Source organism: Nocardioides sp. NPDC054178 (genome assembly GCF_055585005.1).
In genome coordinates, this window is record NZ_JBVJKY010000007.1 from 1 (window position 1) to 19,693 (window position 19,693).

Annotated in this window: 17 protein-coding genes; 6 read left to right on the forward strand and 11 right to left on the reverse strand. The window is 71.0% G+C overall.

Annotated features, from left to right (window positions below):
- Positions 1 to 218 precede the first annotated feature (218 nt).
- Genes ACZ6WN_RS22510 through araA form a run of 3 tightly spaced genes read left to right on the forward strand, consistent with a single transcriptional unit; the run spans position 219 to position 4,104 of the window.
- Positions 219 to 1,844: a xylulokinase gene (locus tag ACZ6WN_RS22510; RefSeq protein WP_465867762.1), complete on the forward strand. Its 1,626-nt coding sequence runs from the start codon at positions 219 to 221 to the stop codon at positions 1,842 to 1,844.
- A complete protein-coding gene (locus ACZ6WN_RS22515) occupies positions 1,844 to 2,533 on the forward strand; it encodes an L-ribulose-5-phosphate 4-epimerase (protein WP_465867764.1) in 690 nt (229 codons plus the stop codon). The genes ACZ6WN_RS22510 and ACZ6WN_RS22515 overlap by 1 nt, the downstream gene beginning before the upstream one ends.
- Positions 2,534 to 2,577: 44 nt before the next feature.
- A complete protein-coding gene (gene araA / locus ACZ6WN_RS22520) occupies positions 2,578 to 4,104 on the forward strand; it encodes an L-arabinose isomerase (RefSeq protein ID WP_465867765.1) in 1,527 nt (508 codons plus the stop codon).
- Here araA and ACZ6WN_RS22525 read toward each other — a convergent pair.
- The 3 genes from ACZ6WN_RS22525 to ACZ6WN_RS22535 all read right to left on the reverse strand — a co-directional run bounded on the left by ACZ6WN_RS22525 (position 4,080) and on the right by ACZ6WN_RS22535 (position 7,803).
- Positions 4,080 to 5,072, reverse strand: coding sequence for an NAD-dependent epimerase/dehydratase family protein (locus tag ACZ6WN_RS22525; RefSeq protein WP_465867767.1), 993 nt, complete (start codon positions 5,070 to 5,072; stop codon positions 4,080 to 4,082). The two genes, araA and ACZ6WN_RS22525, sit on opposite strands and share 25 nt — an antisense overlap.
- 62 nt (positions 5,073 to 5,134) lie before the next feature.
- Positions 5,135 to 6,532, reverse strand: a complete 1,398-nt coding sequence (locus ACZ6WN_RS22530) for an FAD-binding oxidoreductase (RefSeq protein WP_465867769.1) — start codon at positions 6,530 to 6,532, stop codon at positions 5,135 to 5,137.
- 38 nt (positions 6,533 to 6,570) lie between these two features.
- Positions 6,571 to 7,803: an alpha-hydroxy acid oxidase gene (locus ACZ6WN_RS22535; RefSeq protein WP_465867771.1), complete on the reverse strand. Its 1,233-nt coding sequence runs from the start codon at positions 7,801 to 7,803 to the stop codon at positions 6,571 to 6,573.
- A 76-nt stretch (positions 7,804 to 7,879) separates the two neighbouring features.
- Between ACZ6WN_RS22535 and ACZ6WN_RS22540 the strand changes: the two genes are divergently transcribed.
- Entirely contained in the window at positions 7,880 to 9,001 is a 1,122-nt protein-coding gene (locus ACZ6WN_RS22540; RefSeq protein ID WP_465867772.1) for an L-talarate/galactarate dehydratase, read from the forward strand.
- The gene (locus ACZ6WN_RS22545; protein ID WP_465867774.1) at positions 8,998 to 9,684 is read left to right on the forward strand and encodes a FadR/GntR family transcriptional regulator; all 687 of its coding nucleotides are present in this window, start codon (positions 8,998 to 9,000) and stop codon (positions 9,682 to 9,684) included. The genes ACZ6WN_RS22540 and ACZ6WN_RS22545 overlap by 4 nt, the downstream gene beginning before the upstream one ends.
- Positions 9,685 to 9,789: 105 nt before the next feature.
- Here ACZ6WN_RS22545 and ACZ6WN_RS22550 read toward each other — a convergent pair whose 3' ends face one another.
- The 7 genes from ACZ6WN_RS22550 to ACZ6WN_RS22580 are packed head-to-tail and all read right to left on the reverse strand — an operon-like array spanning position 9,790 to position 16,581.
- Positions 9,790 to 10,617 carry an NAD-dependent epimerase/dehydratase family protein gene (locus ACZ6WN_RS22550; RefSeq protein WP_465867775.1) on the reverse strand — a complete coding sequence of 276 codons (828 nt, stop codon included), beginning with the start codon at positions 10,615 to 10,617 and terminating at the stop codon, positions 9,790 to 9,792.
- Positions 10,614 to 11,783 carry a hypothetical protein gene (locus ACZ6WN_RS22555; RefSeq protein ID WP_465867777.1) on the reverse strand — a complete coding sequence of 390 codons (1,170 nt, stop codon included), beginning with the start codon at positions 11,781 to 11,783 and terminating at the stop codon, positions 10,614 to 10,616. The genes ACZ6WN_RS22550 and ACZ6WN_RS22555 overlap by 4 nt, the downstream gene beginning before the upstream one ends.
- Positions 11,780 to 13,057: a glucarate dehydratase family protein gene (locus tag ACZ6WN_RS22560; protein ID WP_465867779.1), complete on the reverse strand. Its 1,278-nt coding sequence runs from the start codon at positions 13,055 to 13,057 to the stop codon at positions 11,780 to 11,782. Before ACZ6WN_RS22560 ends, ACZ6WN_RS22555 begins: the two co-directional genes overlap by 4 nt.
- Positions 13,054 to 13,449, reverse strand: a complete 396-nt coding sequence (locus ACZ6WN_RS22565) for a universal stress protein (protein WP_465867781.1) — start codon at positions 13,447 to 13,449, stop codon at positions 13,054 to 13,056. Before ACZ6WN_RS22565 ends, ACZ6WN_RS22560 begins: the two co-directional genes overlap by 4 nt.
- Positions 13,450 to 13,475: 26 nt before the next feature.
- Entirely contained in the window at positions 13,476 to 15,014 is a 1,539-nt protein-coding gene (locus ACZ6WN_RS22570; protein ID WP_465867783.1) for a tripartite tricarboxylate transporter permease, read from the reverse strand.
- Between the two features lie 12 nt (positions 15,015 to 15,026).
- A complete protein-coding gene (locus tag ACZ6WN_RS22575) occupies positions 15,027 to 15,557 on the reverse strand; it encodes a tripartite tricarboxylate transporter TctB family protein (protein WP_465867785.1) in 531 nt (176 codons plus the stop codon).
- Between the two features lie 28 nt (positions 15,558 to 15,585).
- Complete coding sequence (locus tag ACZ6WN_RS22580) at positions 15,586 to 16,581, reverse strand: tripartite tricarboxylate transporter substrate binding protein (RefSeq protein WP_465867787.1); 996 nt, start codon at positions 16,579 to 16,581, stop codon at positions 15,586 to 15,588.
- Positions 16,582 to 16,733: 152 nt separating this feature from the next.
- Between ACZ6WN_RS22580 and ACZ6WN_RS22585 the strand changes: the two genes are divergently transcribed.
- Positions 16,734 to 17,645, forward strand: coding sequence for a LysR family transcriptional regulator (locus tag ACZ6WN_RS22585; protein WP_465867789.1), 912 nt, complete (start codon positions 16,734 to 16,736; stop codon positions 17,643 to 17,645).
- A 740-nt stretch (positions 17,646 to 18,385) separates the two neighbouring features.
- Here ACZ6WN_RS22585 and ACZ6WN_RS22590 read toward each other — a convergent pair.
- Positions 18,386 to 19,648: an HNH endonuclease signature motif containing protein gene (locus ACZ6WN_RS22590; protein WP_465867791.1), complete on the reverse strand. Its 1,263-nt coding sequence runs from the start codon at positions 19,646 to 19,648 to the stop codon at positions 18,386 to 18,388.
- Positions 19,649 to 19,693: the final 45 nt, after the last annotated feature.

Consider the following 19,693-nt stretch of genomic DNA (forward strand, 5'->3'; position numbering starts at 1 on the left):
CTGACGCCTCGCCCGACGGGGCTGACGCCTCGCCCGACGGGGCTGACGCCTCGCCCGACGGGGCTGACGCCTCGCCCGACGGGGCTGACGCCTCGCCCGACGGGGCTGACGCCTCGGCAGCGCTCTACCAGGAACACAGCGGTAACCCGCCCGTCATATGTTAGCGTTCACATCGTCTCGAACCCCACCCCGAGCCGTCGGGCAGAAACGGAGCCGTGATGACGCAGCGAGCAGGGCAGCTGCCTGACCTCGAAGAGACCGCGCTCGGCATCGAGCTGGGCTCCACCAACATCAAGGCGTGCCTGATCGGGCCCGACCATGCGCACATCGCCACCGGTTCCCACCTGTGGGAGAACGAGCTCGTCGACGGCCTGTGGACCTACTCGATCGAGGCGGTCTGGGCCGGTGTCCAGGGTGCCGTCGCCGCTCTCGGCGACGAGGTCGAGCGCCGCTACGGCACCCGCCCGACGACGTTCGGGGCGATCGGGGTCTCGGCGATGATGCACGGTTACCTCGCCTTCGACGAGGCCGGCGAGCTGCTGGTGCCCTTCCGCACCTGGCGCAACACCAACACCGCCGTCGCGGCCGCCGAGCTGTCGGAGATCTTCGGCACCAACATCCCGTTGCGCTGGTCGGTCGCCCATCTCTACCAGGCGATCCTCGACGACGAGCCGCACCTGCCCCGGATCGCCTCGCTGACCACGCTCGCGGGCTACGTCCACCGGGCCCTGACCGGCGAGCACGTGCTCGGCGTCGGCGACGCCTCCGGCGTCTTCCCCATCGACCCCGAGACCGGGACCTACGACCAGCGGATGCTGGAGCAGCTCGGTCATCTGGCCGCCGCCAAGCGCCCCGGTCTGCGGGTCGAGGGGCTGCTCCCGCAGGTCCTCCCGGCAGGCGCCGACGCCGGCCGGCTCACTCCCGACGGCGCCGCGCTGCTCGACCCCACCGGGACCCTGCGGCCCGGCATCCTGCTGTGTCCGCCCGAGGGCGACGCCGGCACCGGCATGGTCGCCACCAACTCCGTGGCCAAGCGGACCGGGAACGTCAGCGCCGGCACCTCGATCTTCGCGATGGTCGTCCTCGAGGCGCCGCTGGCCACCGTCCACCACGCCATCGACATCGTCACGACCCCGGCCGGTGACCCGGTCGCGATGGTGCACTGCAACAACGGTGCCAGCGAGCTCGACGCCTGGGCCGGGGTCTTCGGTGAGTTCGCGGCCGCGCTCGGTCACCCCTGCGAGCCCGACGCCGTCTTCGGCGCCCTGCTCACCGCGGCCCTGAAGGGCTCGCCCGACGGCGGCGGCCTGCTGGCCTACAACTACCTGGCCGGCGAGCCGATCACCGGCCTCGACGAGGGCCGCCCGCTGTTCGTACGCACCCCCGGCAGCCGCCTCGACCTGGCCGGGTTCGCCCGCGCCCAGGTCTACGGCGTCTTCGGCACCCTCGCCCTCGGCATGCGCGTCCTCGCCGACCAAGGCGTCGAGATCGACGCGATGTTCGCCCACGGCGGGCTCTTCCGCACCGCGGGCGTCGCGCAGCGCCTGCTCGCCGCGGCCACCGGCGCCCCGGTCGCCGTCGGCCGCACCGCCGGCGAGGGCGGTGCCTGGGGGATCGCGGTCCTGGCGGCGTACGCCCGGGCGGCCGAGGTTGGCGGCGACCTGAACCTCAGCGCCTACCTCGCCGAGCGCGTCTTCGGTGACATCGACCTCGAGGTCGTCGAGCCGGACGCCGCCGACCTGGCCGGGTTCAGGACCTACCTCGAACGCTACGAGGCCGGGCTCGACATCGAGCGCGCCGCCGTGGCCGCACACACTCCCACCGCAGCAGAAGGAGACCAGTGATGACGGGCGTACCTGCCGCGCTTCGCACCGCCGTCGACGCCGCCAAGGAGCGCGTCGCCGCGCTGCACGCCGAGCTACCCCGCTGGGAGCTGGTCGTGTGGACCGCCGGGAACGTCTCCGAGCGGGTGCCGAACCCCGACGGCGAGGACCTGCTGGTCATCAAGCCTTCGGGTGTCGCCTACGAGGACATCACCGCCGAGGCGATGGTCGTGTGCGACCTGGCCGGCAACCTCGTCGAGGGCGAGCGGTCGCCGTCCTCCGACACGGCCGCCCATGCGTACGTCTATGCCAACATGCCCGAGGTCGGGGGAGTGGTCCACACCCACTCCACCTACGCCACCGCCTGGGCGGCGCGCGGGGAGGAGATCCCCTGCGTGCTCACGATGATGGCCGACGAGTTCGGCGGACCGGTCCCGGTCGGCCCGTTCGCGATCATCGGCGACGACTCGATCGGGCGCGGCATCGTGGAGACGCTGCGCGACTCGCGCAGCCCCGCGGTGCTGATGCAGAACCACGGTCCGTTCACCATCGGCAAGGACGGCCGCGCGGCGGTCAAGGCCGCGGTGATGTGCGAGGAGGTCGCCCGCACGGTGCACATCGCCCGCCAGCTCGGCCAGCCCCTGCCGATCGACCAGAGCCACGTCGACTCCCTCTACGACCGCTACCAGAACGTCTACGGCCAGCACTGAGCTGTGCCGCCTCGAACCGCACCAAGCACTGGAAGGACCCCCACATGAGCAAGCCCACCGCGCCGAAACCCTATGGCGACCGCGAGATCTGGTTCTTCACCGGCAGCCAGGACCTCTACGGCGAGGAGACCCTTCGTCAGGTGGCCGAGCAGTCCCAGGAGGTCGCCCGCGCCCTGGACGCGTCGGACGACGTACCGGCGAAGGTCGTGTGGAAGCCCGTCCTGAAGGACTCTGCGGCGATCCGCCGCGCGATGCTCGAGGCCAACTCCGACGACAACGTCCTCGGCGTCATCACCTGGATGCACACCTTCAGCCCCGCGAAGATGTGGATCGCCGGCCTGGACACGCTCCGGAAGCCGCTGCTGCACCTGCACACCCAGGCCAACGTCGAGCTCCCCTGGTCGGAGATCGACATGGACTTCATGAACCTCAACCAGGCCGCCCACGGCGACCGTGAGTACGCCTACATCGCCACCCGCCTCGGCGTCGCCCGCACCACCGTCGTCGGCCACGCCTCCAACCCGGCGGTCACCCGCCGCGTGGGCACCTGGGTCCGCGGCGCCGCCGGCTGGGCCGCCACCCACGGGCTCAACCTGGTCCGCTTCGGCGACAACATGCGCAACGTCGCGGTCACCGAGGGCGACAAGACCGAGGCCGAGCTGCGCTTCGGTGTCTCGGTCAACACCTGGGGCGTCAACGACCTCGTGGCGGCCGTCGAGGCCGTCGACGAGGCCGCCGTGGACGCGCTCGTCGCCGAGTACGAGGACCTCTACGACGTCGTCCCCGAGCTCCGCCGAGGCGGCGATCGCCACGACTCGCTGCGCTACGCGGCTCGCCAGGAGATCGCCATGGAGGCGTTCCTGGTCGAGCGCGACGCGAAGGCGTTCACCACCAACTTCGAGGACCTCGGTGGTCTGCGCCAGCTGCCCGGCATCGCCGTGCAGCGGCTGATGAGCAAGGGCTACGGCTTCGGCGCCGAGGGCGACTGGAAGACCGCGGTGCTGGTGCGGGCCGCGAAGGTGATGGGGGAGGGGCTGCCCGGTGGCGCCTCCCTGATGGAGGACTACACCTACGACCTCACCCCGGGAGCGGAGGTCATCCTCGGCGCTCACATGCTCGAGGTCTGCCCCTCGCTGACCACCTCCACCCCGCGCGTCGAGATCCACCCGCTGGGGATCGGGGGCCGCGAGGACCCGGTCCGGATGGTCTTCGACGCCGACACCACCGAGGGGGCCGTGGTCGTCTCGCTGGCCGACATGCGCGACCGGTTCCGGCTGACCGCCAACGTGGTCGACGTCGTACCTCCGACCCAGGCGTTGCCCAACCTGCCGGTCGCGCGCGCCGTCTGGGCACCGCGCCCGGACTTCGCCACCTCGGCCGAGGCCTGGCTGACCGCCGGCGGCGCGCACCACACGGTGATGTCGACCGCCGCCGGGATCGAGGCCTTCGAGGTCTTCGCCAACATCGCCCGCACCGAGCTGCTGGTCATCGACGAGTCCACCACCCGCCGCGGCTTCGCCGACCAGGTGCGCTGGAACCAGGTGTTCTACCGGGTCGCCCAGGGGCTCTGACGCCAGAGGTCGAGGAGCTCGGCCTCGCGGGTCGGCGAGATGCCGGTGACGTACGCATCGGGGGTGGCCTGCAGCCAGGCGAGGGTGTCGCGCGCGGTCTCGGCGATCGGGCGGGTGGTGAGACCGGCTGCCAGAGCCGCGGTGGTGTCGTGGGCGAGCATCCCGTCGTACTCGGGGCGGGGGAGCCACAGCGGGATCGAGCCGGGGCCTGACCAGGGGTCGACGTCGTTGGCCTGGAGGAAGTCCTGGGGGAGCCAGGTCCAGGTCGGGGTGGTGCCGACGCCGCTCGCGGTCTCGGTCAGCAGGGTGCTGATCGGCATCGACGGACCGGTGGCGTCGAAGGTGCCCTCCACCCGGTTGGTGGCGCAGTGGAGGATCCAGTCCGCCAGGTCGCGTACGTCGATGACCTGGGTGCTGTCGTCGGGCGAGCCGGGAGCGAGGATCTCGCCGCCGGCTCTCAGGCGCCGCGGCCAGTAGGAGAACCTGCCGCTGGGGTCCCCTGGGCCCACGATCAGGCCGGGGCGGACGACGGTGGCGGAGGCCGCACCCGCGCGGACGAGCTCCTCGCAGGCGACCTTCATCGAGCCGTACGCATCGGGGTCGTCGTCCTCGACGCCGTCCGTCGCCGGAGCGAGGACAGCGAGCGAGTCCGGAGTGCCGCCGGGGGTGCTGTGGTCGGCGTACACGCTGATGGTCGAGACGAAGACCCAGTGGGCCTCGCTGAAGGCGGCGACGGAAGGGCCAACCCACGAGGGGATCCGAGCCACGTCGACGACCGCGTCGAACGTCGCGGTCGTCAGGGTGGAGGGAGGTGTCTCGGTGCGGTCCCACGGCACCAGTACCGCGCCCTCCGGGACGGTGCCCGACCGGCCGCGCGCTGCGCACACCACCTCGTGACCGCTGCGTACTGCCGACTCCGCCACTGCGCGGGAGAGGAAGACCGTGCCGCCGAGCACCAGGATTCGCATGGGGACACGCAATCACCGCGAACACCACGCGGCAACCGGTTCTGCTGCAGGCAGATCCTGACTCACAGCACCTTGCGAGGGTTCATCACCCCGTCGGGGTCGATCGCCTGCTTCACGGCTCGCAGGAGGTCGACCTCGACACCCGTCTTGTACGCCGCGGCAGCATCCCGCTTGAGCGCGCCGATCCCGTGCTCGGCGGAGATGCTGCCGCCGAGCGCGGTGACGGCGTCGTAGACGATCCGGGTCAGCTCAGGGGCCTCCCTCTTGAGCGCCGCGTCGCCGCCGACGGGCGCGGAGATGTTGTAGTGCAGGTTGCCGTCCCCGATGTGCCCGTACGTCACCAGCCGCAGCCCCGGCAGCGCAGCGAGCAGGGTCGGGCCGACCTCGGCGACGAACCGGGACAGGGCCGTGATCGGCAGGGTGACGTCGTGCTTGAGGGTCGCGCCCTCGCTCTTCTGGGCCTCCGAGACGCCTTCGCGCAGCGCCCACAGCGACTCGCGCTGGGTGGGGCTGCCGGCGATCACGGCATCGAGCAGCAGTCCCTGTGAGGCGGCGGCCTCGAGGGCCGACTCGAGTCGCTCGTCGACGTCGGTGGAGGTGCCGGCGAGCTCGACGAGGCCGTACCACGCGTGCCGGTCCGCGAACGGGTCGCGGACGCCCGGCAGGTGGGCGAGGACCAGGTCGAGCGCCTGCCGCCCGAGCAGCTCCCAGGTGGTCAGCTGCCCGCCGCCGTGCTCACGGAGCAGCGGCAGCAGCGCGGTGGCGGCCGAGACCGACTCGAGCGCCACGAACGCGGTCGCCCGGCGCGGTGTCGCCGGCAGCAGCCGCAGCACCGCCGCGGTGACCACGCCGAGCGTGCCCTCCGAGCCGATGAAGAGCTGCTTGAGGTCGTAGCCGGTGTTGTCCTTGCGCAGCGGCCGCAGCCCGTCCCAGACCCGGCCGTCGGGGAGCACGACCTCCAGGCCGAGCACCAGCTCGCGCATCATCCCGTAGCGCAGCACCGCGGTGCCGCCGGCGTTGGTCGCGATCGTGCCGCCGATGGTGCACGAGCCCTCCGAGCCGAGCGAGAGCGGGAAGAGCCGCCCGGCGGCCGCGGCGGCCTCCTGGACGGTGGCCAGCGGTGTGCCGGCCTCGACGACGAGCGTGTCCGCGACCGGGTCGACCTCCCGGACGCGCCGCATCCGGCCGAGGGAGAGCACGATCTGGTCGCCGCCCGAGTCGGGCACGCCGCCCCCGACGAGGCCGGTGTTGCCACCCTGCGGGACGACCCCGACCCCGGCCGCGCCGCACAGCCGGACGACCGTCGCCACCTCGGTGGTCGAGGCCGGGCGCACCACCGCGAGGGCGGTGCCGGTGAAGCTGCCGGTCCAGTCGGTGACGTAGGCCGCCATGTCGGCCGGATCGGTCAGGACGGCGCTCTCGCCGAGCGAGGCTCGCAAAAAATGGACCAGGTTGGACACGGGGTTCTCCTTCGACGGGGTGGGGGAGACGCGGGCGGTCATGCTGACCGCAGACGTACGTGCTGGGGGCCGATCGCGGCGATGTCGGGAGTGCCGAGCAGGCACATCGCCCGGCGCAGCTCCTCGACGAGCAGGGTCAGCGTGGCGTCGACACCCTGCTGCCCGGCGACCATCAGGCCGTAGAGGTAGGGCCGGCCGATCACCACGCCGCGGGCACCGAGGCCGAGCGCGGCCGCGATGTCGCCGCCGGAGCGGACGCCGGAGTCGACGTACACCTCGGTCCGGTCGCCGACCGCGTCGACCACCGCCGGCAGCAGCTCCAGCGGCACCGGCGCCCGGTCGAGCTGACGGCCGCCGTGGTTGGAGAGCACCAGCGCGTCCGCGCCGGCCTCGACACAAGCCACCGCGTCGGCGACCGAGAGCACGCCCTTGACCACCACCGGACCGTCCCAGTGCTCCTTGAGCCAGCCGATGTCCGCGGGCCGGATCGCCTGCTCGCGCAGCTCGTTGGACATGCCCCAGCGGCCGTAGTGCGAGCCCTCGGGGAAGGTCGCGAACCGCAGCGGCTCGGTGGTCAGGATGTCGGTGACCCAGCCGGGGTGGCGGGCCATGCCCGCGAACGTACGCAGGCTCAGCTGGGGCGGGATCGCGAACCCGTTGAGCTTGTCCTTGCGCTTCATCCCGGTCACGGTCGTGTCGATGGTGAGCATCAGCGCCTCGTAGCCCTGCGCGGCCGCTTCGGTGATGTGGTCGAGCGTCACCGCCCGGTCCTTCATCAGATAGACCTGGAACCAGTTGCGTCCCTGGGGTGCCGCGTGGGCGACGTCGGTGATCGAGGTCGTCGCGTACGTCGAGAGGGTGTAGGGCAGCCCGGCCGCGGCCGCTGCCGCGGCGACCGCGCGCTCCCCGGTGTGGTGGCTGAGCCGGGTGTAGCCGGTCGGTGCCAGCACGATGGGTGCCGCCGCGGGCCGCCCGAGGATCGTCGTACGCACCTCCGGCTCGGCCACCTGGCCGAAGGCGGTGGGCCGCAGCTCCACGCGGTCGAAGGCCGCTCGGTTCCGGCGCATCGCGTGCTCGCCGTCCGAGCCGCCGTAGACGTAATCCCAGACCGCCGTCGGCACCCGCCGGCGAGCGGCCCGCTCCAGGTCGTCGACGCTGAGGCAGCGGGCCAGCCGCCGCTCGGCCGCGCGCCAGTGGAACGGGCGCGGTCGCAGGAACGGCGCCAGATCACGCCATCGGGGGAACTGTCTGACGTTCCGAGAATCATGCACGCTCTGGACTCCTCGCCACTCATCGGATAAGTTCTCGACTTGTCATACAACTTAGCCCATCGAGGAGCATCCCGCCATGGCCGCCGACCGCATCAGCTCACTGACCCTCTCCCACGTCGTCCTCCCGCTCGAGAACCCGGTCAGTGACGCCAAGGTGCTCACCGGGCGGCAGAAGCCGCTCACCGAGACCGTGCTGCTCTTCGTCGAGGTGAGGACCGAGCAGGGCCTCGAGGGCATGGGCTTCAGCTACTCCAAGCGGGCCGGCGGCCCGGCGCAGTACACCCACCTCAAGGAGATCGCCGAGGTCGCCATCGGCCAGGACCCCTCCGACATCGCCAAGATCTACGAGTCGCTGATGTGGGCCGGCGCCTCGGTCGGCCGCAGCGGTGTGGCGACCCAGGCCGTGGCCGCTCTCGACGTGGCGCTCTACGACCTCAAGGCGCGTCGCGCCGGCCTGCCCCTGGCCAAGCTGCTCGGCGCCCACCGCGACTCCTGCCGCGTCTACAACACCTCCGGCGGTTTCCTCCAGGCGAGCGTCGAGGAGATCAAGGAGAAGGCCACCGCCTCGCTCGAGGCCGGCATCGGCGGCATCAAGATCAAGGTCGGCCAGCCCGACTGGGCCGAGGACCTGCGCCGCGTCGCCGCCCTGCGCGAGCACCTCGGCGACACCCCCTTCATGGTCGACGCCAACCAGCAGTGGGACCGCGCCCGCGCCCGCCGGATGTGCCGCGAGCTGGAGCAGTTCGACCTGATCTGGATCGAGGAGCCGCTCGACGCCTGGGACGCGGTCGGCCACGCCGACCTGTCGCGTACGTTCGACACCCCGATCGCGACCGGCGAGATGCTGACCTCGGTGCCCGAGCACATGGCGCTGATCGACGCCGGCTACCGCGGCATCGTGCAGCCCGATGCGCCGCGCATCGGCGGCATCACCCCGTTCCTGAAGTTCGCCACCCTCGCGGCCCACGCCGGTCTCGCGCTGGCGCCGCACTACGCGATGGAGATCCACCTGCACCTCGCCGCGGCCTACCCGACCGAGCCGTGGGTCGAGCACTTCGAGTGGCTCAACCCGCTCTTCGAGGAGCGCATCGACATCCACGACGGTCAGATGTGGGTGCCGGACCGCCCGGGCCTCGGCTTCACGCTCAGCGACCAGATGCGCAAGCTGACCGTGGAGACGGCTAAGTTCTCGTCATGACGATTAGCGCCGGGCTCGCCGACCGCGTGGTCTCAGGGATCAAGGACCAGATCCTGTCCGGAGACCTCGCTCCGGGCGCGAAGCTGCCCTCGGAGTCCGACCTGGTCGCCACCTACGGGGTGTCGCGGACCGTGGCGCGCGAGGCGGTCACCCGGCTGCGCGCCGAGGGTCTGGTCGAGACGTTCCAGGGGCGTGGTTCGTTCGTCCTGGCGGTGCCGGCGCCCTCGCCGTTCGCGCTGGAGTCCTCTGCGATCCGTACGCAGCACGACGTGCTCGACATGGTCGACTTCCGGCTCGGCGTGGAGTGCGAGGCGGCGGCGCTGGCCGCCGCCCACCTCGACGAGCAGGGCTCGCGCGCCATCGAGGAGGCGCTCGCCGCGCTGGCCACTGCGCATCCGGACGGCGCGGTGGAGGCCGACTTCGCCTTCCACCGTGCCGTCGCGGCCGCGACCGGCAACCGCTTCTACCTCGACCTGATGGACTCGCTGGGGCCGATGATGATCATGCTGCCCCGCACCCGGCTCGCCGACGCCTACTCGCCCAGCGACGCGCTCCACGTCGAGCGGGTCCAGCGCGAGCACGACAACATCGCCGCCGCGATCCTCGCCGGTGACGCCGACACCGCCCGGGCCGCGATGCGGGTGCACCTGGGCAGCACCCGTCGGCGCCTGCAGCAGGGTTGACGGTTGGTCTAGGTATGCAGACCAGCCGTCGCTTCCCCGGCGGAACTCCGCACGGGAAGCGACGGTTCGGCTGCATACCTAGACCAACAGACCGCCCCGGCTGCGCTACTTCATGTGCTCCCCGAGCGGGCTGAAGCAGAACTTCCCGCCGGCCAGGCGCTCCTCGGGGCCCTGCGGGCCGTCGTCGACCGCGTCGCCGAGCAGCTCCGAGGCGTAGACCTCGGAGTCGTCCTGCGGGTGGTAGCCGATCGCCTCGCCCTCCGCCAGCGACCACCAGCGCCTGGTGTTGCGGGAGATGCCCCACACCACCCGGAAGCCGGGCTCGGGAGTCGCCAGGCAGGCCTCGAGCAGCCGGGCGCAGTCGTCCGGCGACAACCACGTCCACAGCGACCGACGGTCCCAGGGTCTCTCGAAGCACGAGCCGATCCGTAGCGCGGTCACGTCGATGCCGTAGCGGTCGTGGAACAGGCTGCCGAGCGCCTCCATCGCGACCTTGCTGACCCCGTAGTAGGTGTCCGGGCGCGGGAAGGCCTCGGCCGGCAGCCCGCCCTCCGGGGCGTCGTCGAGGTCGTAGAAGCCGGTCGCGTGGTTGCTGGAGGCCAGCATGACGCGACGGACCCCGGCCTCCCGGGCGGCCTCCAGAACCACCCGCGTGCCGTCGATGTTGGCCGAGAGGATGCCGTCCCAGGGTGCCTCGAGGCTGATCCCACCGAGATGGATGATCGCCTCCACGCCCTCGCAGGCGGCGCGCACCGCCGCCTCGTCGGTCACCGACGCCTCGATGATCTCGACGGCCTCGCCCTCGGCGGGGTCCTCGGGACGTACGACATCGAGGAGACGCAGTACGCGGCCCTCACGGGCCAGTCGGGTGCGCATCATCCGACCGATGCCGCCGCTGGCGCCCGTGACGAGGACGGTCTGACGCTCGGTCATGCATCCTTCCGGATCTCGGTGGCCCCGGCGAGCAGGTGCTGCCGGTCCGCGCCCGCGAGACCGAGGTGGTAGAGGTGGATCTGGTCGACCCCGGCGTCGACCAGCGCCTGCACATGGCCGCCGAAGCCGTCCTCGGTGGTGGGCGCAAGAACGGTGACGTACGCCGCGGCCGCGGCCTTCCCGTCGACCGCCTCGACGAGCCGGCGCCCGGTCTCCACCGAGGCCTGGGTGGTCGGCCAGCAGAAGGAGATCACCAGGTCGACGTCGTCGGCCGTGGTCGGGGTCAGACCCGGGCTGGATCCGGTGGCCCACGGGTCGGGCTGGGCGTGCACGGCGATCTCGGAGATGCCGGGAGCGGCCTCGCGGACGGCGGCGATCACCCGGTGGCGGAGCTCGTCGGCGGCGGCATGGCGGGAGGCGAGGATCGTGTCCAGGGCGTTCGTGTTCACCGCCGCGCCGGCGGGTTCCGGGCCGGTCGCGGCGCGCAGCGTCGCCACGGTGGCCTCCGGGTCGAGCCCACGCCTCGCCCAGTCCTCGCGACAGGCCGGGCAGCAGCAGATCGAGAGCAGGTCCTGGGTGGCCGCGTCGTAGGCGCCGTCGGTCTTCTCGTGGTGTCCGCCGTGGTCGAATCCGAGCTGGCCGCACGCCTCCAGGACGGCGGTCGAGGTCGGGGTGTCGCGGACGGCCTCGGCGGCCAGGGTCTCCGCGTAGCGGCGGACGTCCTCGTGCCGGGGGCACAGGGCGTAGGGGTAGGGCTCGTCCCAGCAGTTGACGACCGCGAGCTTGGGGTTCGCCTCGCCGAGGAGCGTGGAGTGGGTCAGCACGATCCAGGCGGCCACCTCGATCCCGGCGTCGGCGAGGATGGCGGCGGCCTCGCCGAAGGGGTCCTCCGCATCGACCCACGCCGCCGCGGGCGGCACCAGCCGGGCACCGTCCCAGGCCTCGGGGCGCACCGGACGGTAGAGCGCCGCGCTGCGGGCCTCGACGAACCGGTGGCGGGGATGGAGCGGGGTCGCCGCGCGGGCGGTGTGGTACGCCGCCGCGAGGGCGACCTTCGTGACGCCGAGCCCCCGGGCGCGACCGGCGAAGGACGGATCGCCGATCACGTCCCAGGGGTAGGCATAGCCGACGACCGGGACGGTGCCGGTCCTTCCCGGGTCGGTCACCAACGTGAGGTGTTCGGTGTGAAGTCCGGCTGGATCGTTCGCATGTAGACAGTGTCCTCCCTGCGGCGGACGCCGCACGTCAGGTACTGCTCGTGGAGCTCGCCGAGCAGATCACGGTCGAGCTCGACGCCCAGGCCGGGACCCGTCGGTACCGCGATCGCGCCGTCGTTGAAGTCGAGCACCCCGGGGCGTACGACGTCCTGGGTCTTCCACGGGTAGTGGGTGTCGCAGGCGTAGGTCAGGTGGGGGGTCGCGGCGGCCAGGTGGACCATCGCGGCCAGCGAGACGCCGAGGTGGGAGTTGCTGTGCATCGACAGGCCCAGCCCGAAGGTGTCGGTGATCCCGCCCAGCAGCGCGGACTGGCGCAGCCCGCCCCACAGGTGATGGTCGGAGAGCACGATCTGGACTGCGTCCGCCGCGATCGCCGGCTTGAGGTGCTCGAAGGCGATCACGCACATGTTGGTCGCCAGAGGTACGTCGGTGCGGGCCGCGACCTGGGCCATCCCCTCGATCCCCGGGGTCGGGTCCTCGAGATACTCCACGACGCCGTCGAGCCGCTCGGCGACCTTCACCGACGTCTCCGGGGTCCAGGCGCCGTTGGGGTCCAGGCGCAGCGGCAGGTCGGGGAAGGCGTCGCGGAGCGCCTCGATCGCGGCGCACTCCTCGTCCGGGTGGAACACCCCGCCCTTGAGCTTGAGCGAGCCGAAGCCCCAGCCGTCGACCAGCCGCTTGGCCTGGGCGACGATCTGGTCGGGGTTCAGCGCCTCGCCCCACGCGTCGTCGGGCTCGCCGGGGTGGCCGGCCCACTTGTAGAACAGGTAGCCGCTGAACGGCACCCGGTCGCGCACCGCGCCGCCGAGCAGGTCGCTGACCGGACGCCCAGCCTCGCGGGCGACCAGGTCGAGGCAGGCGACCTCGAAGGGGGAGTAGACGGTGTCGACGGCGGAGGAGACGTCGAGCATGCCGCCGAAGGAGGCACCTGCCCCGCCGGTCTCCTTGCCGAGCACGTCGACGACGAGCCGGCGCAGGCCGTGGGTGTCGTAGGGGTCGGCGCCCGGGAGGGCCCGGGCGACGGCGTCGAGCCGGGCGAGGTGGGTCTCGTCGGCGTACGTCTCCCCGAGGCCGACCAGGCCGGTGTCGGTGTGGAGCTCGACGATCGCGCGCAGCGCCCACGGCTGGTGGACGCCGACCACGTTGAGCAGCGGCGGGTCGGCGAACGCGACCGGCGTGACGACGACCTTCGAGATCCGGCTGGCGTTGGGGCCGGCGCTCATGCGGTCGGCTTCACGGCGAGGACCGGCACCCCGGCGTCGAGCAGGATGCGCTGGGCGTCGCTGCCCAGCAGGGCCTTGCCGACCGGGGAGCGGCGGCGCAGCCCGATCACGATCAGCCGGGCTCCGGTCTCGGCGACCAGGCCGTCGAACGTCTCCACGACGTCGGCGCCGTGCGTGGTGTGGTCGACGCGGGCGCTCACCCCGGCCTCTTCCGCGCGGGCGACGAGCTTCGCGGCCGCGGTCTCGTCGACGAGGTCGGCGTCAACGGTGGCGCCGCGGCGGGGGCTGTTGACGATGACGACGTCGTCGCCGCGAGCCGCAGCCTCGGCCAGGCCGGCCTCGAGAGCCGCCTCACCTACCGGTGTGGGTACGTAGCCGATCAGGATGGTCATGGTGTGCCTCTCTCAGCGGGTCGGACTCAGCGGGTCGGGGTGTCGACGTCGTCGCGCTCGGCCGGGGCCGCGGGGACGGCGGTGGCCTTGCGCCGGGCCAGGACCGACTTGGCCGCGGGCCAGAGGGCGACCAGGACGAAGGCGGCCAGGATGGTTCCGGAGATCGGCCGGGTGAAGAACCCGGTCGGGTCGCCGTCGAAGATCAGCATCGAGCGGCGTACGCCGTCCTCCACGATCGAGCCGAGGACGAAGGCGAGCACCATCGGGCCGGGCTCGAAGCCGACCTTCTTCATCAGGTAGCCGATCAGGCCGAAGACGATCATCACGAAGATGTCGAAGGTGGAGTTGTTGATCGTGTAGACGCCCAGGATCGTGATCAGCGCGGTGATCGGGGCCAGGATCGCCGGGCGCACCCGCAGGATGCGGACGAAGATGCCGACCAGCGGGATGCTCAGGACCAGCAGGATCAGGTTGCCGATGTACATCGAGTTGATGACGCCCCAGAACAGGTCGGGGCGCTCCTCGACGAGCTGCGGACCCGGCGAGATGCCCAGGATGAGCAGCGCGCCGAAGAGCATCGCCATCGACGCGTTGGCCGGGATGCCGAGGGTCAGCAGCGGGATGAACGAGGAGGTCGCGGCGGCGTTGTTGGCGGTCTCGGGGGCGGCGACGCCCTCGATCGCACCGCGCCCGAAACGCTCGGGGTTCTTCGAGATGCGCTTCTCCGTGGCGTACGCGGCCAGGGAGGACATCACCGCGCCACCACCGGGCAGCACACCCAGGACGAAGCCGATCAGCGAGCCGCGGCCGATGGCGCCGGAGGACTGCTTGAGGTCCTTGCGGGAGGGCCAGATGTTGGCGACGGCGGCGGGTACGTGGGGCTTCCCGTGCCGCTCCTCGAGGTTGTAGAGGATCTCGCCGACACCGAAGAGACCCATCGCGACCACCACGAAGTCGATGCCCTCGGTCAGCTGAAGACTGCCGAAGGTGAAGCGCTCGGCGCCGCTGAAGCTGTCGCGGCCGATCGTGGCCAGCAGCAGGCCGAACGCGGCGGCGAGCATGGCCTTGAGCTTGTTGCCGTTGCCGATCGTGGCGACCAGCAGGACACCCAGCAGGGCCAGGGCGGCGTACTCCGGGTCACCGAAGTTGAGCGCCCACCCGGCGATCAGCGGGGCCACCAGGGTCAGGCCGAGGATGGAGACCGTCGCGCCGACGAAGGAGCCGATCGCGGCGATGCCGAGGGCGGTGCCCGCCTTTCCCTGCTTGGCGAGGGCGAAGCCGTCGAAGACCGTGACGACCGAGGAGGCCTCACCCGGCAGCCGCAGCAGCACCGAGGTGATCGTGCCTCCGTACTGGGCGCCGTAGTAGATACCGGCCAGCATGATGATCGCGGAGACCGGGTCGATGCTGTAGGTGATCGGCAGCAGGATCGCGATCGTGGCCGCCGGCCCGAGGCCGGGGAGTACGCCGATGAGCATGCCGATGAGCACGCCGATCAGGCAGTAGAGCAGGTTCTGCGGTTCGGTGACGAGCCCGAAGCCGTCGAGGAATGCGTTGACGTCCACTGGGTGCCTCGCTCAGAACAGGTGGGGCAGCGGGATGCGCAGCCCGTAGAGGAACAGGAAGTAGAACGCGGCGACCGTGAGGATCGAGGTGATGATCGTGCTGCGCCACGACTCGCCGCCGAGGAATCTCAGCCAGACCACGCACAGGAGCAGCGAGGGGATCTCGAAGCCGATCACCGGCATCAGCACGGCCAGGAGGATGAAGGTCACCAGGCCGACCGCGGGCAGCACGCTGGAGCGGGTGAACTTCTCGCTGTCGGTCAGCGTGCGGCCGACGACGAGGAGCGCCGCGGCCATCAGGGTGATGGCGATGCTGACCACGAAGGGCCACAGGCCGGGTCCGGGCTGGCGCAGCGAGCCCAGGCCGTAGCCGTAGGAGAGGACCGCGCCGCCGATCCCGACGACGAGAGCGACGAGCGCACCCACCACCTGGTAGGCCGGTCCGCCCGCGGGAGGTCGCTCCTCCTCCAGCTCATGGGCCACCTCGGCCTGGATCTCGGCCAGGATGTCCTGGTCAGGAGATGGAGTACGTTCGTCGCTCATCGTCATGCCTTCGTCGTGTGGGGCGGGGTCAGCTCGCGCCGAGGTTGAGACCGTACTGCTCGACCAGATCGGCGAACCGCTTCTTGTCCTCCTCGAGCTGGGTCACCACCTCGTCGCCCGAGATCTCCATCGGGGTGAGGCTGTTCTGCTCGTTGAAGGCCTGGTACTCCTCGGTCTTGAACGTCGCCTGCATCGCCTCGGCGATGGTGTCCTTGACGTCGTCCGGGGTGCCCTTCGGAACGGTCATGAAGCGGTACTGCGCGACCTCGACGTCGAGACCCTGCTCCTTGGCGGTCGGGACGTCCGGCAGGTAGTCGACGCGCTCGGGACCGAAGACGCTCAGCGGGGTCAGCTTGCCGGACTCGATGTTCTCGATCGCCTCACCGACCTGGATGCAGGCGGTGTCGACCTGGTTGCCGAGCACGGCGGTCAGAGCCGGCGCGCCACCGTCGAAGGGCACGGCCTCGGCGTCGACCCCGGCCGAGGCGTACGTCAGGCCGCAGGAGAGCTGGGCTCCCGTGCCGACGCCGGTGGTGCCGTAGGTGACCTTCTTCTTCGCGGCCTTGATGTCGTCGAGCGTCTTGAAGCCGCTCTTCGGTCCGGTGACCATCACGTAGTCGTCGCGGGAGACGCCCTGGACGACATCGAAGTCGCCGAGGTCGGTGGCCTCGTCCGCGCTGACCGCCAGCGGGGTGATGGCGAAGAGCGACGCGTTCTGGATGGCGATGGTCTGCCCGTCGGCCTTCGCCTTCGCCACCTTGTTGGCGGCGAGCGCACCGTTGGCGCCCTCCAGGTTGATCACCGGGAAGGAGGCGCCGAGCTCGTCGGAGAGGCCCTTGGAGACCGCTCGGCTGATCAGGTCGCTGGAGCCGCCGGCCGAGGCGCCGACGTACATCTCGACGTTGCCGGCGGGATACTCCTCCCCGTCGCCGCTGCCACCGGTGGTGTTCGAGACACCACAGGCGGAGAGGGCCAGGGCCGCGACGCCGGCGGTCGCGGCGAGCAGGTGGGTGGTGGTACGCATCGTTGCTCCTAGGTCCTGGTGGCCGGGCTGGTTGTGGCAGGGGATGGCCCGGCGTCGTGTGACCACCGACACTAAGAGTCTTAGCGATACCGGTCCAAGCCCGTTTCGGCATAGAGTGTTCCACCTGGTGCATCGTGGTCTACTCTGGCCGAATGATCACGCTCGACCAGGTGCGTTCGTTCGTGGCGGTGGCCGAGGAGCTCCACTTCGGCCGGGCCGCCGAGCGCCTCCGGATGACGCAGCCGCCGCTGTCGCGTCAGATCCAGAAGCTGGAGAAGGCGGTCGGTGCGCAGCTGCTCGAGCGGGACAACCGCCGGGTCGCCCTGACCGGCGCGGGAGCTGCCTTCCTCGATGAGGCCTATCGCATGCTCAACCTGGTCGAGAGTGCCGGTGACCTGGCCCGCCGGGTGGACGCGGGCGCCGCCGGCGTGGTCCGGCTCGGGTTCACGGCGGTCTCCGCCATCTCGATCTTGGGGCCGCTGCTGCGCCGCCTCACCGTCGAGCTCCCCGACGTCGAGGTGCGGCTCTCCGAGCGAGTCACCCTGGCCCAGGTGGACGGCATCCGCCACGGCGAGATCGACATCGGCCTGGCCCGCCCGCCCTTCGACACCGAACTGCTCTCCTCGAGGGTCATCTCCCGGGAGCCGCTGATGGCCGTGCTCCCGCAGGGCCACCCCCTGGCCGAGATCGAACGGCCGCTGACACCGCAGGACTTCGAGGGCCAGCCCGTCATCGGCTACCACCCGCAGCAGTCGCGCTACTTCCACGAGCTCTCCGTACGCTTCCTGGCCAACGCCCACCCCCGCATCGAGCAACGCGTGCACCAGGTCCTCACCGCCATGCTGCTCGTCTCCGCCGAACGTGGCGTCGGCTTCGTCCCGGTCTCCGCGAGCTCGCTGCACGTCGAAGGCGTCGTGTTCCGTCCCATCGAGCACGGCGGCGGCGACACCCGTCTCGACAAGGACCCCGAGCGCCCGGTCGAGCTCCATGCGATCTGGGCGCGTGGGTCCGTCAGTCCGGTCGTACGCCGGGTTCTCGACGCGATCATCGAGATGAATCGCTAGGTGGGTTGCTGAGGGGCCCGGTTTTTCGGGGTTGGGGTGTCTCATTGGGCTGGTGTCCGCCGACCCGTTACGGAGGGTGTTCTCGCCGGTTCCCGGAGTCAAGGACGGCCTGCGGCCGCCGGCTTCGCCGGCCGCTTCGCGGTCCTGGACACCGGGACCCGTCGAGAATTTTGGCTGGTGATCGGGTCGGCGGCGGGGTTTGGCGCGGAGTTCTTTGGGTTTGCACGGGCCTGGGATCCAGGGTCGATGGGTCCTGGCGGCCGAGTGTTTGCGGTGCTTTTACAAGACGATGACGCCTTGTGAAGGCTTCACAAGCAGGGCCGTAGGCCAGGCAGGGACGACTCCGTCACAGGAGCCGACGCTGCCTCCACCCCTGCTGTCCACGCGGTCCCAAACAGACCGCCGGCGCAGGACCGAGGCGGGATCACCAACCGCCAGGGTAGAGCGGCCGGGATCACCAGCCGCAGGGGCAGACGGGACGCCGTCAGTTGACGCAGGATCGCAGGCAGGACCAACAGTCGGCAGCGGCACGCCGTGGCACCGGCAGCACCGGCAGGCGGCACCAGCACGCGGCACCAGCACGAGCCGATCAGTGCCGCCCGCAAACCCACAGGCCACGGGTCGGCCACCCAGCTGAACGGCACAACCCGACGGGGCACGGGACACATCCCAGCGATCGCCGCGTGACAGGCTCGGAGGCATGCAGGCGCGACAGCGCCGGCCCGCCCGGATCAGCCGGTCTAGGTGCGTCGGGTGAACCGGATCTGTCCGTCGGGGAGCCGCTCGTAGGTGTAGTCGGCGGCGTGGATCCGGTGATGATCATTGGGACACAGCAACACCATGTTGGCGAGGTTTGTTTGGCCGCCTTCGGACCAGGGTTTTAGGTGGTGGGCTTCGGTCCAGGCGGCGGGGGCGTCGCAGTCTTCGGCTTGGCAGCACTTGTCGCGGAGCCGTAGTGCTCGGTGTTGGATCGGGTGCGCCAATCGGGCGGTGCGGCCGAGGTCGAGGATCTCGGAGTCGGTGCCGAGGACGACCGGGACCAGGTCGGCGTTGCAGGCCATCCGGCGGGCCTCGGCGGCGGTGATCTTCTCGCCGTCGAACCCCAACGCAGCGGTGCCGAGGTCGGCACGAAGCTGGTCCAGGCTCATGGTGATGAACACCGTGGTCCCGTGGCCGCCATGCCTGGGCAGCAGGTCGACGTCGTAGGTCTCGATCACGCGGGCGAACGCCTGGCCCAGGAGCCGGTCATAGGGGGCTTTGCGGCCCTTGTTCTCCGCGGACAGCTTTCGGGGCTGCGCCAGCGAGTCGAGAATGGTGCGCAACCGGATGCCGACGGCGCGGGAGACCCTCGCGTGGAGGTCGATGGTGCCGTCGCCGTTGTCGCGGGCGGTGTAGAAGGTGCGCCGGGCGGCGTGTTCTTCTTCCCTCTGCAGGGCCTTGGCTTCGGCGGCTTCGAACCTCTCGGGGTCGATCTCGGCGAGGATGCGTCGGCCGGCGTTCTTGAGCTCGTTGGCGGTCATCCAGGCGGCGTAGTCGACCAGCATCTTCTCGGCCGACAGCAGGTGCTCACCACTGGCGGCGGGGTCGGCCTCGACGGCATCAAGCGCTTTCGTGATCACCCAGGCTTTGTCCTGAGACACCACACCTTCGGCCAGCCCGGCAGCGACCAGGTCGTACTTGGCGACCCCAGCAGCGAGTTTGATCTGCGAGCGGGCAACACCCTTGTCGACCAGGAGCTCGGTCCGCAGCCACCCCGAGACGTCTTTCGCACCGGTCTCCTCGGCGATGTCGCCCGCAGCGGCGAGGACTCGCAGCTTCAGTGCGGCCTGTTGAGCCTGGAGTTTCTCCAACCGTGCCAGCAGGTCCTTCTTCTGCGCGGTGCGCCAATAGGCAGGGTCGCTCGAGAGGAGGTCATGGAGGGCGGTTTCGATGGCGGCCAGGGCGGCGTCGATCGCGTCACCGGGGTTGGTTCCCCAGTGGTTGATGTCGCGGCCGAGACTCATCGCGTGGTTCCTTCGAGGAGGTGTGTTGTGATGGGTCTGATTCTA